The 16,594-nt window shown below is 37.7% G+C and carries 17 protein-coding genes; 4 read left to right on the forward strand and 13 right to left on the reverse strand.

Going from position 1 to position 16,594, the window contains the following annotated elements; genetic code table 11:
* Positions 1 to 24: 24 nt before the first annotated feature.
* The 3 genes from LM917_RS10475 to LM917_RS10485 all read right to left on the reverse strand — a co-directional run bounded on the left by LM917_RS10475 (position 25) and on the right by LM917_RS10485 (position 3,522).
* Positions 25 to 567 (reverse strand): histidine phosphatase family protein, encoded by a 543-nt coding sequence (locus tag LM917_RS10475; RefSeq protein WP_232697460.1) that lies wholly within the window; start codon positions 565 to 567, stop codon positions 25 to 27.
* A 32-nt stretch (positions 568 to 599) separates the two neighbouring features.
* Positions 600 to 1,055, reverse strand: a complete 456-nt coding sequence (locus LM917_RS10480) for a GNAT family N-acetyltransferase (RefSeq protein ID WP_232697461.1) — start codon at positions 1,053 to 1,055, stop codon at positions 600 to 602.
* A 97-nt stretch (positions 1,056 to 1,152) separates the two neighbouring features.
* Positions 1,153 to 3,522 carry a diguanylate cyclase domain-containing protein gene (locus tag LM917_RS10485; RefSeq protein WP_232697462.1) on the reverse strand — a complete coding sequence of 790 codons (2,370 nt, stop codon included), beginning with the start codon at positions 3,520 to 3,522 and terminating at the stop codon, positions 1,153 to 1,155.
* Between the two features lie 426 nt (positions 3,523 to 3,948).
* Between LM917_RS10485 and LM917_RS10490 the strand changes: the two genes are divergently transcribed.
* Positions 3,949 to 4,284: a GNAT family N-acetyltransferase gene (locus tag LM917_RS10490; RefSeq protein ID WP_309241946.1), complete on the forward strand. Its 336-nt coding sequence runs from the start codon at positions 3,949 to 3,951 to the stop codon at positions 4,282 to 4,284.
* Between the two features lie 121 nt (positions 4,285 to 4,405).
* Here the strand turns inward: LM917_RS10490 and LM917_RS10495 are convergent, their stop codons facing one another.
* Positions 4,406 to 4,828, reverse strand: a complete 423-nt coding sequence (locus LM917_RS10495; protein ID WP_232697463.1) for a type II toxin-antitoxin system HicB family antitoxin — start codon at positions 4,826 to 4,828, stop codon at positions 4,406 to 4,408.
* Positions 4,829 to 5,168: 340 nt separating this feature from the next.
* Positions 5,169 to 5,678, reverse strand: a complete 510-nt coding sequence (locus LM917_RS10500) for an ankyrin repeat domain-containing protein (RefSeq protein ID WP_232697464.1) — start codon at positions 5,676 to 5,678, stop codon at positions 5,169 to 5,171.
* A 352-nt stretch (positions 5,679 to 6,030) separates the two neighbouring features.
* Here LM917_RS10500 and LM917_RS10505 point away from each other — a divergent pair, with 352 nt between their 5' ends.
* Complete coding sequence (locus tag LM917_RS10505; protein ID WP_232697465.1) at positions 6,031 to 7,785, forward strand: flavocytochrome c; 1,755 nt, start codon at positions 6,031 to 6,033, stop codon at positions 7,783 to 7,785.
* A gap of 137 nt (positions 7,786 to 7,922) precedes the next feature.
* Here LM917_RS10505 and LM917_RS10510 read toward each other — a convergent pair whose 3' ends face one another.
* Entirely contained in the window at positions 7,923 to 8,798 is an 876-nt protein-coding gene (locus tag LM917_RS10510) for a radical SAM/SPASM domain-containing protein (RefSeq protein ID WP_232697466.1), read from the reverse strand.
* A 224-nt stretch (positions 8,799 to 9,022) separates the two neighbouring features.
* On the opposite strand from LM917_RS10510, the gene LM917_RS10515 reads away from it, so the two are divergent.
* The gene (locus tag LM917_RS10515; protein ID WP_232697467.1) at positions 9,023 to 9,238 is read left to right on the forward strand and encodes a hypothetical protein; all 216 of its coding nucleotides are present in this window, start codon (positions 9,023 to 9,025) and stop codon (positions 9,236 to 9,238) included.
* Positions 9,239 to 9,419: 181 nt separating this feature from the next.
* Entirely contained in the window at positions 9,420 to 10,256 is an 837-nt protein-coding gene (locus tag LM917_RS10520; RefSeq protein ID WP_232697468.1) for a patatin-like phospholipase family protein, read from the forward strand.
* Positions 10,257 to 10,363: 107 nt separating this feature from the next.
* Here the strand turns inward: LM917_RS10520 and LM917_RS10525 are convergent, their stop codons facing one another.
* The 7 genes from LM917_RS10525 to LM917_RS10555 form a co-directional block, all read right to left on the reverse strand.
* A complete protein-coding gene (locus LM917_RS10525) occupies positions 10,364 to 10,849 on the reverse strand; it encodes a DinB family protein (RefSeq protein ID WP_232697469.1) in 486 nt (161 codons plus the stop codon).
* A gap of 140 nt (positions 10,850 to 10,989) precedes the next feature.
* The gene (locus tag LM917_RS10530) at positions 10,990 to 11,880 is read right to left on the reverse strand and encodes an AraC family transcriptional regulator (protein WP_232697470.1); all 891 of its coding nucleotides are present in this window, start codon (positions 11,878 to 11,880) and stop codon (positions 10,990 to 10,992) included.
* A gap of 99 nt (positions 11,881 to 11,979) precedes the next feature.
* Entirely contained in the window at positions 11,980 to 12,432 is a 453-nt protein-coding gene (locus LM917_RS10535; RefSeq protein WP_232697471.1) for a DUF6884 domain-containing protein, read from the reverse strand.
* Positions 12,433 to 12,806: 374 nt separating this feature from the next.
* Positions 12,807 to 13,007, reverse strand: a complete 201-nt coding sequence (locus LM917_RS10540) for a DUF4926 domain-containing protein (protein WP_232697472.1) — start codon at positions 13,005 to 13,007, stop codon at positions 12,807 to 12,809.
* A gap of 28 nt (positions 13,008 to 13,035) precedes the next feature.
* Positions 13,036 to 13,314 carry a hypothetical protein gene (locus tag LM917_RS10545; RefSeq protein WP_232697473.1) on the reverse strand — a complete coding sequence of 93 codons (279 nt, stop codon included), beginning with the start codon at positions 13,312 to 13,314 and terminating at the stop codon, positions 13,036 to 13,038.
* Between the two features lie 338 nt (positions 13,315 to 13,652).
* The gene (locus tag LM917_RS10550; RefSeq protein WP_232697474.1) at positions 13,653 to 15,137 is read right to left on the reverse strand and encodes a GGDEF domain-containing protein; all 1,485 of its coding nucleotides are present in this window, start codon (positions 15,135 to 15,137) and stop codon (positions 13,653 to 13,655) included.
* Between the two features lie 278 nt (positions 15,138 to 15,415).
* A complete protein-coding gene (locus LM917_RS10555) occupies positions 15,416 to 16,507 on the reverse strand; it encodes a threonine aldolase family protein (protein WP_232697475.1) in 1,092 nt (363 codons plus the stop codon).
* Positions 16,508 to 16,594 lie beyond the last annotated feature (87 nt).

Here is a 16,594-nt window from a genome sequence, read left to right on the forward strand (position 1 = left end):
GAAAAATTTTATCGATAAAATAAATTATCCTATCCACAACCGTTGAACGGAAGCTCCATTATCCTCATACGAGATGATGTATACATCAGGATTACTCATTGTCTGCCATTCGTTAAATCCATATGTCTCATCAACGTGTGAAAGAAGCAGGGTTATCAAATTGCCATGCGAGACAAGCACGACGTTCTGCGATTCGCTATGTAATACTTCCTGTAACACGGAAGCGGCACGATTCATGGCTACATTACTTGACTCTCCTCCCTGATAACAGAGGTCTCGATCCTCAAAGGTTTTTTGGAGCATCGCCAACCAATCTGGGTGACTCTCCCCTATTAGAACTCTTTCTTGAAGTCTATCATCGGTCAAAATGTCTATCCCTGATCGAGTAGCAAAGGGTTCAATGGTTCGATATGCCCTTTCAAACGGGCTGGAAATAACTGAATCGATGTTTTTATGATGAAGAAAATCAGCTAGTTTCTCTGCTTGCTCTATTCCCGATTCAGTTAGTTTTGCCTCTGCCTCTTGTCCTGTAGCTTTACAATGACGAACAATATAGATGTTTTTCATATACCTTTGCTTCTCTCCTCTCAGGTTCCATGTTAGAGATGTAACTCCATTGATTCCTTGGATAGGGTAAAGTCGTTTCTCGTATAAAATTCTACACTTTCATCACTTGGCCACACGATCAGAAATTCCAGCTTCCTATTTGTCGCCCAGTCTTTTACTGCTGTAAGCAAGTTACTTCCTATGCCTTTATTTCTAAAAGGTGGTCTTGTATACACATTAGTCATAAAACCATAGGGGTATGTTGTTCGCCCGGGCCTTGGGACCTTTTCTATTAGTTCCACATAAATGTGCGACACTACCATATGATCGATCTCAGCTACCCAGATTCTCCATTTGTTTCCGTTGATTGCTTGAAGAAGGAACTCCCGGCACTCATCTTGAAAAGGTTCCCACTTATCTGCTGTCACAGAATCATTATGTTCGAGGGTGAAATTCCATCTCATTTCAATGAGTTGTTCGATATCATCATGAGTAGCCATACGTATCATAAAGGACCTCCCATATTTCTTGCTATTTCAAACACATGGGAATTCTTCAACAAATACGAAAAATCCTTCAAGTAGATTATGCTGCGATATCCTTTTGCTACTCTATCAATTTCTTCTCTATCTCTTTATATTTGGTAATATCATTGGAGCATAATAAACATACCTCTGAATTATCGTTCCATTTTATCCACGATGCCGTCGTACTCGTCCACATGTTATAGACATGATTATACAGTTCTACCGTATAATTGTTCTTATTACTCTTCTCCAATTCCTGCATCGGACACTGCTCACAAGGTGCTTCTCTTCCATCAAAAAATACTTCATAGCATAATTTCCCCACCATAGAGCCTGAAACGAGATCTGGCGTTTTTTTATTGATGAATAATAACTCATACGTGTTTTTGTTAATTACATATGCCCAGCTATTTAAATTGTCCAAAATAGACTGTGAGATTTGAAAAGACTGGATCGCCCTGTCCTGTGCACGTTTTTTCAGCAAGAATGTATCCAGGATTTCAGCTATACAGGTAAGTGAATTTATCTCTTCCTTGGTCCACATCCGTGCTCCTGTACAGTCATCAAAACCTACGAATCCTTTGAACATACCATCATGAATCACTTCACACTGTAAAAGGGATTGTACTCCTTGAGGTTCCGCGATTTCATGTAAATGTTTCGGTAAAGATGTAATATCGCTACAATAAAATATCCCGCTTTCGTTAAAGTTAGCTGAATAATCCCTAAGTTGACTGTTACATATATTTTGCATGCTTTCTTTTACGGATGAAATACCTTCCTTACACCATTCAAAGGTATTGTTGCAATCCAGATTATTCTCGGTATTTTCAAATACATAGACGCGACTAACGTTATAATGACGACCCGTTATTTCTAATATCAAATGAATAGCCTTATAAATATCTTTTGTCTCATTCAGTATTTTAAATATATATTCAATAATGTTTTCCTTAAACGATTTTTGATGTCCGTCCTGTTGTATACTCAGATTCTTTACCTCTTCGATATAATGCGCATCTTTTAGCCCCGCATGAAACATACAGTAGGAATCTTTTCCTTGTTTTTTTGCGAAATACAATGCGCTATCCGCATTTCTAAAAAGCTCTGTATAACTCTCTCCATGTTCTGGATACAATGCAATTCCTACACTGCCTGAAATCTTGTAATTTCGCTTTTCACCAGCGTACGTACGTCTGAACTCATCCATCAGTTTATCTGCACTTTTGGTAATTACTTCAGGGGAATTATTACCTTTCAAGAAAACAACAAACTCGTCTCCACCTATCCTACCTATAATATCTGTAGAGCGGAAAAGTTTTTGAATTTTCTCAGCTATATCAGTAAGTACCGCATCCCCAAACAAATGGCCCAGGTTATCATTAACTGCCTTAAAGTTGTCTAGATCAATGATCATAAGTGCACCCTTCTTGTCTGTGTCACTTCTATTGATATATTCGTTAATCGCCATTTCGGTGTGCATCTTATTCGTTAAGCCTGTGAGACCATCCTTTTGAGAAAGCTTTTGCATTTCCAGATCTTTTTTCTTTTTTTCATTTATATTTTTGATGCTACCAATTAACTTCGTACACATTCCTGTGGAATCTTTAATCGGAACCATAGTAGCACGTACCCAAATATATCCATGCTCTATATTCTTAATACGGTAGTCTAAGGTTAGGACTTCGTTCCCTTCCTGAATAGATTGTTTCATATGTTCAAGATTTAATAACTGCATGAAATTTTCTCTATCCTCTGGATGAACGATCGTCATGCCTAGCGTAAATACAGCCTTCCAATATCTACTGTTAAATGGAACTTGATATAAATTTGTAAATTTTTGTTCATCAACAATTACCTTCTCACTAGTGAGATCTATCTCAAAGACCACATCGTTTGTTGCTTCCAACGCAAATTTATATCTTTTTTCACTCTCAAGAAACTTCTCATTCAATCTTTCCAGCTCTTCCGTCTTTTCTCTGATCACCTTTTTAAATATTTCATTGCCTTGATTTGAAACATTTCTAGGGAAAAATTCATCTTCTCCCTGAGCAACATTAGGAATAGAAAAATGTAGATGTCGAATTTTCATAATGCCTTTTCTCAAGGTACATACCAACGAGAATCTGATGTGCATATCCATTACAATTACATTTTCTGAATCCTCTTTTACATGCAATATTCCAAACACAATACAGCTTTCATCCGTTATCGGGATGACATCATACCACTCTTCTAAAATGACAAAATGGCCATAAAACCCGGATTTCTCTGCCTCCAATAGCCTAATGGCATCTGAATAATTTCTACATATTTCCTTAATACCAGTTCCAATCCAGGTAATATGTGAATCCATCATTTGTAGAACCTTATCAAAATCACGTTTCACCAAATAGGTATAGGTAAAATTCTTAGCTAATTCGATGGCTTGCCCAGTAATTACTGTCATAAATGATCTCCCCAAATCTTCTATACTTACGTTCATTAGTTGACTGTAGTAAAATACATTTATCATTTTGAGTGGATAGATACTATTCTCACTATTTCATATATATATATTAATTATAACGAACAATAATAATAGGTACTAAATAACTATTGACAAATTAATAAATACATAAAATATCAATTACAGCGGCACTGCGTTACAGAAACAAAGCGTCTTATATAGAACTTTATGCCTAATCACCTCTTATTAACTTACAATAAAGCTTTAGGGAGTGAATATATGCACATTAGAAAATATAGCAGCGCAGATATTGATCAAATCCTTACTTTGTTTTTTGAGACAGTACATACGATCAATGCACGAGATTATTCTGCTGAACAAGTAATGGCCTAGGCTCCATTCAATGAAATAAGAAAAAAGAAAGAAATCTGGAATGAGTCTTTTCATACCAACATCACGTATGTAGTTGAAAGAAACGATCAGATCATTGGATTTGGTGACCTGACCCACACAGGTTATGTAGACCGACTTTATGTTCACAAAAGCTATCAGGGTCAAGGAGTAGCTTCCTCCCTAATAAACAAGCTAGAAGCTGAGGCATTACGTTTAGCTCTGGATGAAATGAATACAGACGCGAGTATTACTGCTAAGCCTTTCTTTGAGCATCATGGTTTTCAACTCATTCAAGCTCAATCTGTAGAACGTCGGGGAGTAGTTATGGTTAATTACAAGATGAGGAAAAAATTATTCAAAACCTTTTAAGGTCCTGCCTAGCTAGAGAATGAGAAAAGTCCTTTATTAAAATCAAAAAAAAATGCACTCACCATCTGCTGATGGAGCGCATTTTCCTACGTTATAATCCTGACATGATTACCGAAAAACCCTATTCTTTTGAATCGTTATGATGCACGATGTGTAATTGTTCAATCAGTGCATTTTGTAACACTCTTGATAAATTAATTCCTTCTCGTTCAGCAGTCGTGTATAACCAATCTGGAATACATACTGATGCCTTAACAAATTTGCTATTCATTTTTTCCCTTACTGCATCCATATAGACGGTAACAAGCAATGGAACCTGATTTTCCTCAAGTGTAAGCTCAGTTATTGAAGAGGGAATCGGTATATCATCTTTATCCATTTCCATCACGTACAAATAAGGTCCCAAAACTTCCTTACTGGTGGCGAGGGCCTCTTCTGTAGTTTTAACACTCGAGAAACAGCCAGGTAAATCAGGGTACTCAATCAAGATGCCATCCTCAGCATATGATAAAACCGCAATGAAAGAATAGCTTTCTGGTAGCATAAAAGCCCTCCATTCTAAATTGATTGTACGAAAGAAAAAATGATGACACTACATTTCATACAGCGTTTATTTTGTTTTACAATTTAATTTTACTACGGAAAAAATTTGTTGAAGTATCAATAAATGATTGATTTTATGAACATTATTTATACTGATGTTCATAGCTTACCCAAAGGTAATCGAAACCTTCCCTTTCCCATTTTTGTACGTAACACTCCCCAATGCACCGTTGATCATTGTCATTTGTGACTCCCTTCTCTCATGTCCATCATAGAAAAAAAGATAGAGCAACAGCGGTTAATCTGTCAGCTCTATCTTTTTTTCTAGATTATATATTTTTTCAATATTCCTTCAATAATGCAACTACTTTTTCATTACCCTGTTCCAAGGCGATAGATAAGGCAGTTTGTCCGGTTGCACTTTTCGCATGTACGTCTGCACCATAATCGATCAAAATCTGAATCAATTCAATACTATCAACATGAAAGGCTGCTACTTGTAAGCAGGTTTGATCATTACTATCCCTAATATTTGGATCTGCCTGATTATGTAGCAATAAGTTGATAACATCTAAATTCCGCTCCCCAGCAATCGCCGCATGCAATGCCGTATTAGATGGAATGAAAGAAATAGTGGAATGAGAAATCGCATTAACATCTGCTCCATGATCCAGCAGTACTTTAACAGCATCTGCGTTACCAAAATGAGCTGCATAGCCAAGAAGGGTAAGACCATCCTTGTTTTCTGTATTGGCAAATTCAGGCTGAGTCTCTACTAATTCTTGTAGACTGGAAGAATCACCTGATTCTGCTGCTTGAAATAGTTTTTCAATCAATTGTTCCGGTTGCATCTACGTTTTCCTCCCTGATTTGTTTTAGCGTAGTTTCTACGTTTTACTTTTGTACACTATCTGATCGATACTGCCATAACTATCATTAACTGTATAATTTAGACAAAAATACCGCAACCCCTTAACAAGGTAAATTCGGTTCCCTTTAGGAAGGGAATGAGATTGAAAGGATCTTCTTCAAGGAAGCGGATTAGAAACTGATTTATCTCCTAAAATGTTAATTCAGTTAATTACGAAATACCACAATAATCATTATTATTTTAAAAAAGTAATATTCTTAATTGACAAACAAAAATATGAAATCTATAATTCGATGCGTTAGGAAAAATACATATGAAAAGGAGTTTTCATCATGAGGAAAGTACTAATAGTAATGCTTTGTGCGTTCATGTTCATTGCGATGTTAGCCGGGTGTGGCTCGACTGCTCCCGTTGTCAATGAAAATGCATTGTACAAAGCAGGCACATACGACGTAGAAGTAGATGGTCACAATGATAAGATCAAGCTTCAAGTCGTTGTTGATGACTCTACAATCAAAGAAATCAAAATTGTTGGACACAAAGAGTCAGCTGGTATTTCTGATGCTGCATTCGAAAAAATTCCAAAAGCAATCATCGATGGTCAAACACTTGCTGTTGATACTGTTTCTGGCGCCACTGTATCAAGCAAAGCAATCATTGCAGGTGTGACTGAAGCATTGACTCAAGCTGGTGCTGATGTAGAAGCTCTCAAAAACAAAACAGCCGCTACTACAGAAGATAAATCTACTAGAGAAGTGATTTCCAAAGAGGTTGACGTTGTTGTTGTCGGGGGCGGTGGAGCTGGTCTTTCTGCTGCAGCCACTGTCATTGAAAACAACGGTTCTGTCATTGTTCTAGAAAAAATGCCTGCACTTGGTGGAAACACAGTTCGTGCTGGTGGTGCATTTAACGCTCACGATCCTGAACTTCAAAAAGCACAAGGCATTGAAGATTCTTTCGAGCAATTTTATGAAGACACGTTTAAATCTGGTGACGAAAAAGCAGACCCTGCACTGGTAAAAATACTTACTCAAAAAGCAGGCGAAGCCAGAAACTGGATCATTGAGCAAGGCGGTCAGTTTAAAGACGAAATCTACATGGTTACAGGCTCTCTAAAAGAAAGAGCGAGAGATCCACTAGAAAACTCTCAAATGACTTACATTAACCCGTTAAAGAAAAAAATCGAAGACTCTAAAAACGAGATTCTACTAAATACAAAAGCAACTGAACTTATCATTGAGAATGACAAAGTTGTTGGGGTAAAAGCTGAAGATACTGAAACAGGCCAACAATATATTGTTAAGGGTAAAAATGGTGTAATCCTTGCTAGTGGTGGTTATTCTGCTAATGAAGAGATGGTTGCAGAATTTAACAATGCTCCTAAACTTATTTCTTCTAACCATAGCGGTGCAACCGGTGATGGTATCGTAATGGCTAAAAAAATCGGTGCAGAACTAGTTGGTATGGAATATATTCAAATCCATCCTCGCGGTAACCCTAAATCAGGTCTAATCGCTAGCTACGGTGGTAATGCAACAAACTCTATTTATGTAAATAAAGATGGCGACCGCTTTATTGACGAGCAAGGCAGACGTGACGTTGTTGCCAACTCCATTCTTGAGCAACCTGATAAAATGATGTACACCATCTACGATTCCGAGAGTGCTCCAAAAAGCGCTGAAGAAAATGTAACCAAAGGAAACATCATCAAAGCAGACACAATTGAAGATTTAGCAAAAGCAATCGGTTGTGATCCTGCAAAGTTAAAAACATCTGTAGACCGTTACAACACACTTGTTGACGGTGGAAAAGACCTAGACTTTAACAAGGCAAAACTTGAGAAAAAAATCACAAAGGCTCCTTTCTATGCAGTAAACTTAGTGCCAACCATTCACCATACCATGGGTGGTATTAAAATTGACACTCAAGCCAAAGTTATCAATACAGCTGGCAAGCCAATTGAAGGTCTCTATGCTGCTGGCGAAGTAACTGGCGGAATTCACGGTACGAACCGAGTGGGCGGAAATGCAATGGCTGACACTGTTGTCTTCGGTAGAATTGCAGGTCAATCTGCCATGGGGAAATAAGTGTAATTGACCACGGCACCTACTATTAGTGGGTGCCGTGACTTTATTTTTTTTGAGGCAGTACATGTCTTTCAGTGACCATTAGAAAATAGACCCCTGATTAATTCAGTAGACTACTCTTTACAAAATCGCTTACTTTACGAACCAAATCTCTGTCTATATCCACACTTCCTGCACAATTCCTCAACTGCTTCTCTTCTGGAAAATCCTTCTACAATATTATTCGCTCTTTCGCCATCTACAATGTCTGAGAAAGGCGTGGTATTTACATTACCTAAATTAATTACCCCTTCCCCGTCCAGACAGCAGGGAACAACTGTCCCATCTACCAGAATTGCAGCTTGGCTACGAAGAGCATGACAAAAGCCTTTTCCATCGTCTTCTGGTGCTTGCAAACTAGGCCATACAAATTCATGATCCTGATTTAAATAGATTCGCTCTGCTATTTTCACACCACTGCCTGGTACCACTTTTTCCTCAATTTTGTAATCCAGATTAAACTCTTTCTCCAAAAGCCCTAACGTTACCCGATTACGTTTCTTCTCCATATTCGTTATATTATCCTTATTCAAATTCCATAAGCGAAACGAAAAGAGGACGTTGTGTTCCACAGCCTGGCGTACAAAAGTAAAAATGTTAGTTAAATACTCTTCTCTATTCTCAGATCCCTCATGTCCGTCAAAGCTATGAAGGGAAAAGTTCATTTGTCTAAGAGCCGGTTTCCCTAGCAATTTATGCATATTCTTTTTAATCAAGGTTCCATTCGTTGTGATATTCACCTTAAAGCCTTTGGAGTGAGCTATATCCAGAAGCTGATCAATTTTGGGATGTAGCAGTGGCTCGCCTTTTACGTGTAAATAAATATATTTTGTGTACGGCTTGATTTGATCGAGAATGGCAGTGAAAGCATCCAGATTGATAAAATTAGCTTTACGTTCCGTCTGTGGACAAAAACTGCATGCTAAATTACACACACTGGTAATTTCTATATAAATTTTTTTGAAAGTTTTCAAGATTTGATCCCCATTCCAGCTGTTCTTAATTTCTATAACGAGTTTTTCTCAAAAGTACACTCATCTTACCATATCAGAGCATGGTCAGGTAGCTGTGGTTTATTGGTATACGGCTAGATTTGATTAAGCTTACAGGTTACTAATTTTCTCGTTGTGATAGAAATTCAAGATTTATGTCGTAATAAAGGGTAAGGTACCTAAACAACTGGGAAGGAGTGCCCCAAATGAAAATAGACGAGCAAAATGTAGTACAGCAAGTAAAGCTGAAGAATGAGCAAGCATTAGTCTACATCATTGAACAATATGGTGGGCTACCGATGGAGGAAAAACCAAAAAATTTAACATTAATCCCCTATTTAACAGCAACAATACAAGGAAAGGAAAAATTAGATTTCTATCAGGAACTTCCTGAAAAGGCAATTGAAGTTGAAGTGAAATAACGAAATATAGCCTAGAAATAAGATGAACCAATTATTTCTATATTTTTTTATTGAATAAAATTCCTTCTTATGACTACATGACAATTGGTCCATTCAGTCCTACAATACTAAATATAATCATCTAGCTAACATTCTCGAAAAAATCCAATTCTACTAAACAACATGTTAGGAGGAAGAAAGTATGCCCAGCTTGATTTTGGAAGGTGGATCACTTCGTTCTATTTTCAGCGCTGGAGCGATGGATGCGCTACTGGAACAGGATATCATGTTTCCGTATTGTATTGGTGTATCTGCTGGGATCAGTAATGGTTTCTCCTACATATCCAAGCAGAAGCGAAGAAACTTAGAGGTATTGGAAAAATACCGTAACGATAAACGTTATCTTGGATATCGCAATTTTTTGCGTAGTCGCAGCATTTTCGGACTTGATTTCGTTTTTGGAGAGATTCCTGACAAGCTAGTTCCTTTCGACCATGAAACGTTCACCAGCTATAAGGGACAGCTTCTCGTTGGTGTTACCAATGCTCACACTGGTTTACCTGAATATATGAACGGTATGAATCTTGATGAAAAATGGACAATGCTACGTGCTACCTGTGCAATACCTTTATTTTTCCCTTCCATTGAAATGAATCATAATATGTACTACGACGGAGGCTTGTCAGATCCCATTCCTATCCGAAAAGCAATTGCAGATGGCAATGAAAAGCATCTCATCATTTTGACTCAGCCAAAGGGATATGTGAAACCATTCAGCAAACAGAATGCGGCCGTAGGTAAGCTTCTTCGGCATAAATTCCCCAACTTGGAAGAAATCTTGCTGACCAGACATGAAAAATATAATGAAACCGTACAGTTCTGCGAACAATTAGAAAAAGAAGGAAACGCTGTTATCATCCGCCCGAACGAAGATCTCGATAGCTTTGAAAAGGACGTTCATAAACTGGCGGATACCTGTCAGCAGGGCTATGATTTAGCTATGGAAAACATGGAGAAGATTCGTCATTTATTTGCCTAGTTGTAGCTACTCTACATGACAATAGGACATGGATATATGTCCATGCCCCATTGTCATCCCCGTATCTATCGGGAGTTTGGAAGGAGAAATTTGTGTTACTGTAATGCCTAATATAAATCAAACATGTTGATCTCATAACCTTTTGCCTTCATATAAGTAAAAAGCTGCGCACGGTGGTGCTCCATATGAGTGACAATCTCAATCAGCCATTTTGCTTGGACGGAACCATGCTCCAGATAGAACGGTTTGGTTTTCTTGTGGAGGAACTCTTCATCTGACAGTCCTTTCATGTACTTCCTCACTTCCTCCATTCCTGAGGTCATCCAGGCAATTAATTTCTCCTTATCGAGATCAGCAGAAATATCCGCCTCCCGCTCACGAATTTCTTCTTCGTTTTTTTCTTGTAGTATCAGTAGATCAACTCCCGGAACACTTACAAGATGATGAGTTAATTCTAGTAGCGATCTCATATTATCTGCTAATTTATAATCCCAGTCTTCCGGTGATATCTTTCTGATTAGATTAGACGTTGTCTTCACAATATGTTCCAGTTCTTCTAGCAATAAATCCTTGATTTCGTTTACAGCCTGCATGTACATTCACTCCATTTCTTCATTTTTTGAATCATTATCGTAATTGTTATAGGCTTGTTTTCTCATTGTAGCTTATAATAGGGGCAAGAATTGGTGGACCGTATAAAGCAGATGTTATCTGATATGGTGGACAGATATTCTTAGGTGTTCAAATCTCTTGTATTTGTTCTGATCGGAATCCATATTTCACTTTTGAAAGTTGGTGAGGTTACATCTTTATCCTCATTCCACAGGATTTCTGGACCTTCTATTTGCTCATAGTTTGAGGATGGAAACCACTCAGAATAAATGCGTCCCCACACATCTTGCAACGTATCAGGAAATGGTCCGATTGCTTCGAATACAGCCCATGTCGAGGCAGGAACTTTAAGCTGTGTTAGGTTATCTGGACACTCCTTAGTTGTTGCCACGCCAATATAGTGATCAAGCTCCCCTTTTTCCTCCATCCTACCTTCGGAAAAGTTCGTGGATGCACTAAGCAGTCCCATTGGTTTCACATTAGAAAGTATTTTAAGTTTATTGATCGTTTCACCATCTAAACTTTCCCACATAGAAGCAATCTCCGGATTAACACCGTTGAAAATAATCGGAACTCTTTTCTTAATACCAATGATGCGAAATGCCTTTTTTTCTTCAATCCGATAGTTCATTTCACTTCCTCCTTTAATTGATAACAGGAAGGTCATTCGTGGATAAGCTTTAAGTGAATGGCCATTATTTCTGGCTTCTGAAGGCGTTATGCCATGTAAATTTTGAAAAGCTCGTGTAAAAGAATCGGGTGAGTTATACCCGTATTTCATTGCAATATCAATGATCTTTACATGGCTATCTTTAAGCTCAAATGCTGCAAGAGTAAGACGTCTACGACGGATGTATTCCGATAGTGAAATACCTGCAAGGAAGGAAAACATTCTTTTAAAATGATATTCGGAGCAGAGAGCCAGCCTTGCTACTTCTTTAAAGTCAATATCGTTAGTAAGGTTTTCTTCAATATACTTTATCGCTCCATTCATGTTTGTAAGCAAATCCATTATATGACCTCCTTTATTAATAAATTAGCAGGAATTGAATGTACCCATCCGACATTTCGTGCACACTTATGTAGGGTATATTCTTATCCATAAGTATACCTAGTCAATCTCTCTGTCATTTTGCACCGCAAGATGTAATTTCTGAACCATATATCCAATACCTTTACAATTGCTGAGTGGATACCGTAAAACATGACTATCAAAAAGTTGCTCCACGACTTTACGGTATTTCTTACCTCCTAGCACTACAATCTCTCGATATTGGTCTAGTCCTTTCATATGTACCTGTTCTTTCAATGTATCCAGGCTAATGATTTCTGCGCTTTTAGAGGAAAAAGATACGTCATAATTTTCATACACAATGTCAGTAGGAGCGAGAAAACCATGTTTGGCAGATAAGATGAGCCACTCATCAAAAAATTGAGTAGCATATGCTTGGCATGCTTTCCCAAAGGTACCGATGTAAACATTCTTAGCTATGGTAGCGCCATTATCAGGATGCTTGTCCCAGACTTTCTTTGCCCCACACGGAATGATACAAAGACGTTTCATTTTCGGTTATCTCCTTCTCGGTTTCTTATGATCATTAAAACTTCTATGATTCTTTTAAGGTGATTTACAGCTTCACCTTCTATTATAAGACATGTAAAGCACTTAACCTTATTGCCAGTCTTGTTAGAAGGAGATACATTAATAATGAAATTGTAAGAGCTTAAGTTATAAAAAACAGGTCAACATGGTGGTGTCTGACCATAATTGACCTGTTAAATGTAACGGTAGAGCGTTATTCAGATTAAAATTTCAAACATTTCTGTGCGTATAAGCGAATTGAAGAAATCTTTGTAGAGGTATTACAATGGATTATGTTTGTTATTGGTTGATTAATTAATGTACTCCAAACTGGGTATCCCCTAAATAGAATGTAGTTAGTCCCTATACTTCTTAATTTCATCGGGAAGAAGTACCATCATAGATTTGGTCATACCCTTATCATCTACAAATTCAATTTCATAAGCTTCGTTCGGATTTGTATGCACTGAGACTATTACCCCAATGTCACCCTTTTTTAGTTCTTCACTTGGGTAATCATTTAGTATTACGACGGTATCAAGTTCATTAAGACTCATTGAGTCACCTACTTTACATATATTGTTGTCATTTCTGGTGTATCTGAACCCGGCTTAATATCGCCATGCCAGCAGCTAATCCTGCAACACCCGATCCTGATACCGAAGAAATAGCAGAGGTTTTGGCTGCTTCTATCGAAGATTGCATACCTCGGAGACTTGCAGCAGTAATCACACCATGCATACCTGTATTGGTGTAATAATACAACATTTCTTGTCCTTCTGGAGCAACTCCTGTTATTCCTACTTCATCCGTGAACCCCCAGCTGATATCTTGAAGCAGAGCATGAGTTCCTCCAAGCAGCATCGCTTTTCCTTCATCCCAAGCGTCCTTCAATCTGGAGTAGCAGCATGATGTAAGGCTCTATAAACTAGAATCCCAAAAATACCCAACTATTTCAACTTTCCTTAATCCAGTTTTTTTAGCTATTATTCATAAGAAAAAGGTATTTAGTCGTAGGAAAAAAAGGCGATCGCTCTCCGGATTAGTACTGGAAGCGATCGCCGCGTAACAGTGGAATATTATTAACTCTTTCTAGGTTGGCTGAGAATAAATGGTCAACATTATTGTCACAAAAGAGAAGAGTGCCTAATTTCATCCAAGGACTTTTCGACACTCAACATTATTTTTACTGGCATATACAATCACTCAGAAAACGTATACTGATTCTTCCCTTTTTCCTTCGAGACATATAGGGCCATATCCGCCTTCTTGCATAAGGACTCCGGATCATCACCATGCACTGGAAAAAGTGAGATTCCAATACTTACAGTTACCTTTTCACCTTCAAGCTGGATTTCTTGTGAGGTTGACTCAACAATTGTTTTTATGATCAAATTTGCGGTTAACTCAACCTCTTCTTTACTAGTACCGGGCATTAGTAAGACAAATTCATCACCGCCCAGCCTGATAGTGATATCGTTTTTGCGGGCAACTGAGCAAATACACTGAGCCACACATTTTAACAGATGATCCCCTTTGTCATGTCCTAAATAGTCATTGACTAGTTTAAAATTATCGAGATCAATCATCAATAATGCTGTTATCCCTTTTTCTTTAGCGATGGTAGTCTGCAATAACTCATCAAACGCTGCCCTGTTCTTCAACCCAGTAAGACTGTCATGAAACGCAAGATGCATCGGTCTAGATACCCATTTAGAGATAATAAAAGATAAGAAGACCGTGATAACTGAAATAAAAATCAGCTGAATAATAAATGTTTTTTTGTTCTTACTAAGGATCGATTGCAAATCCTTGTCATTATAAATAATTTCCAAAACCTTGTCTTTGGTAGTCCCTTCGTCATACTCTGAAATGTAATGAACATAGTGGTAAATGGCAGGTTCGTTATTCCATATTCCTCTAAATTCAGTCGTTTTCCCTGTTTTTAGCGTCTGATCAAATGCTTTTCTTCGTTCTTCAGACAGCTTTTGATCAGGTTGATTAGCAGGCTGCCCAATAGGAATACCGCCGATATTCAGCACATTTATTTCATTAAGGGAAGGATTCTTTTGTACTAGCTCGTCAATTGTATCCAAGAAATTAAATTTACGAAAGATATCACCATCTTGAAGTGAATATCCCAACTGAATGATATACTTTTTGTCAGCTGTTGGCATGTAACTATACTTTTTAATTACACCCGTGCTCTGTTCAATATCAATCCCGTCATGAAAAAATTCCTCTGATTCTCTTCTTTCATCCAGAGTCTTGGCTAGCTTTTGGCAACATTTCGAAAAATCCATCCCGACATCATTCTCGAGACTGCTATGCGTAATCACATTTTCACTATTAATGATATAAATATCTACTGGCATCAATTGTTTCAGTGCAGCAAAATCCCACTCATCAAAATTAGGAGTTTTCTCATATAAATCCAATAAAAAAACGGAATTTTCTTTCATTTGAACCGCGATATTATCACCAAAAACTGTGTATGCTTTCTCTATCGTGTCTAGAGCATACGTAACCATCATTTCATCTTGCTTCACATGATCCATTTTATTACTAACTGCTTGATTCTTAAGTCGCAGGTGGTCACTCGTTGCAATTGTAAAAGAAATAACGACAGCAAAAACAATCATCGTTATTGTTAATTTAATTCCAAAATGAAATTTCAACTTTTGCACCTCGCTGCTATCCTGATGTCAAATCAATGGAAAAGAATAGTAGGAAAGGATAGCCAAAATAATTCTATGTTACAAAGTAATATACCACATATTTACATGATAACTCTTTCTTCGACAAGATATCAAAAAAATCTTTACAAAAAAATTTAAAAATTGTGAAATTTATATATTAAAATATAAAAAAGCCTTTCAACGGAAAGATTCATCTGATCTGCCCACGTTGATTGAAGCAGGCAATTGATGAATTCTTTCTTTACAGGCTTTTTTCAGGCAATGCTTTACATCTTTTTCATTCTCTCATCAAGCAGTTGAAATACATCACGTAGCTCTTCTTTCGGGATGTTCGCATATCGATCACCGATACTTATTTCAAAATAGCAGGTTATTTCGCTCGTTTCTCGTAAATAGTGGATGATCCCAATTCCCGTTTCCTCATAAATAGCGAGTAGTATCTTTTCCAGCTTCTCTTTTGGCATATCAATATGCACATGAAACATGTTAGATACAGGTTCAACTGGTCTTGTTGAAATCGCATGACACGCATTAAAGAACCCCGCCAGTTCTTTTGCTTCTTCATAGTATTTCTCCATCTTATCTAGACGCTGTTCGAAATAATAATCCGCACTGATGATATAAGGATATAGACTAATCAGGTCTCCTCCATGACGTCTTTTCCATACCTTGGATTCAGCTATAAAAGCTTCATCTCCTGCTAAAATAGCCCCCGCAATCCCACCTATCCCTTTGTAAAAAGAAAGATAAATACTATCAAACAGCTTACAGATTTCGACTGCTGATTTTTGATAATAAGGAAGTATTTCAAAAAGCCTAGCACCATCCAGATGTAACTTGATTCCTTTTTCACGGCAGTAGGTAGAAATGGCTTCAAGATCGTTGTAATCTGGTAATTGTCCACCAATTTCACGCTGAGGTAATTCTAACAATACACAAGCTACATCTTCTTCCAGGATCAGGACATCTTCCAGTTGGACACATCTCTTCGTATCAGCGAGCAAGACAGACTCGATATGATGCAATTCCTTTAATCCATCTTCCTCGTGAATCTCTAGATGACTGAGAGGATGATAGGCAACCTTTTTTAGCCCCTTTTCATCACACCAAATCCGTACGGCAATCTGCTGTGCCATCGTCCCACTAGGGAAAAATACGGCCGTTTCCTTGCCCAAATATTTTGCCATCTTCTCTTGAAAATCTTCTATTACCTTACCCGATCCATACATATCACTTTCCAAATTCCCATCAATCTGTTGGAATGCTTCTTTTAATACTTCCATGTTACGCTTACCATGTCCCGCAAGTTGATAGGTTGTTTGATTACATGCTTCTTGTAATAGATTTTTTCCGCTCATGTTGTTTATTGCTCCCTTCAGCTAATTCCCTCAACATTTCTTATCTAAGAAAAGTATATCACTCCCCACTACCAAATACTTATGAAT

The organism is Brevibacillus daliensis, from assembly GCF_021245735.1.
GTDB lineage: Bacteria > Bacillota > Bacilli > Brevibacillales > Brevibacillaceae > Brevibacillus_B > Brevibacillus_B daliensis.

Bases quoted from the DNA above. Each gene is read 5' to 3' on its own strand.
- LM917_RS10475 (WP_232697460.1), bottom strand. From the start codon at position 567: ATGAAAAACATCTATATTGTTCGTCATTGTAAAGCTACAGGACAAGAG.
- LM917_RS10480 (WP_232697461.1), bottom strand. From the start codon at position 1,055: ATGATACGTATGGCTACTCATGATGATATCGAACAACTCATTGAAATG.
- LM917_RS10485 (WP_232697462.1), bottom strand. From the start codon at position 3,522: ATGACAGTAATTACTGGGCAAGCCATCGAATTAGCTAAGAATTTTACC.
- LM917_RS10495 (WP_232697463.1), bottom strand. From the start codon at position 4,828: ATGCTACCAGAAAGCTATTCTTTCATTGCGGTTTTATCATATGCTGAG.
- LM917_RS10500 (WP_232697464.1), bottom strand. From the start codon at position 5,678: ATGCAACCGGAACAATTGATTGAAAAACTATTTCAAGCAGCAGAATCA.
- LM917_RS10505 (WP_232697465.1), top strand. From the start codon at position 6,031: ATGAGGAAAGTACTAATAGTAATGCTTTGTGCGTTCATGTTCATTGCG.
- LM917_RS10515 (WP_232697467.1), top strand. From the start codon at position 9,023: ATGAAAATAGACGAGCAAAATGTAGTACAGCAAGTAAAGCTGAAGAAT.
- LM917_RS10520 (WP_232697468.1), top strand. From the start codon at position 9,420: ATGCCCAGCTTGATTTTGGAAGGTGGATCACTTCGTTCTATTTTCAGC.
- LM917_RS10525 (WP_232697469.1), bottom strand. From the start codon at position 10,849: ATGCAGGCTGTAAACGAAATCAAGGATTTATTGCTAGAAGAACTGGAA.
- LM917_RS10530 (WP_232697470.1), bottom strand. From the start codon at position 11,880: ATGGATTTGCTTACAAACATGAATGGAGCGATAAAGTATATTGAAGAA.
- LM917_RS10535 (WP_232697471.1), bottom strand. From the start codon at position 12,432: ATGAAACGTCTTTGTATCATTCCGTGTGGGGCAAAGAAAGTCTGGGAC.
- LM917_RS10540 (WP_232697472.1), bottom strand. From the start codon at position 13,007: ATGAGTCTTAATGAACTTGATACCGTCGTAATACTAAATGATTACCCA.
- LM917_RS10545 (WP_232697473.1), bottom strand. From the start codon at position 13,314: ATGCTGCTTGGAGGAACTCATGCTCTGCTTCAAGATATCAGCTGGGGG.
- LM917_RS10555 (WP_232697475.1), bottom strand. From the start codon at position 16,507: ATGAGCGGAAAAAATCTATTACAAGAAGCATGTAATCAAACAACCTAT.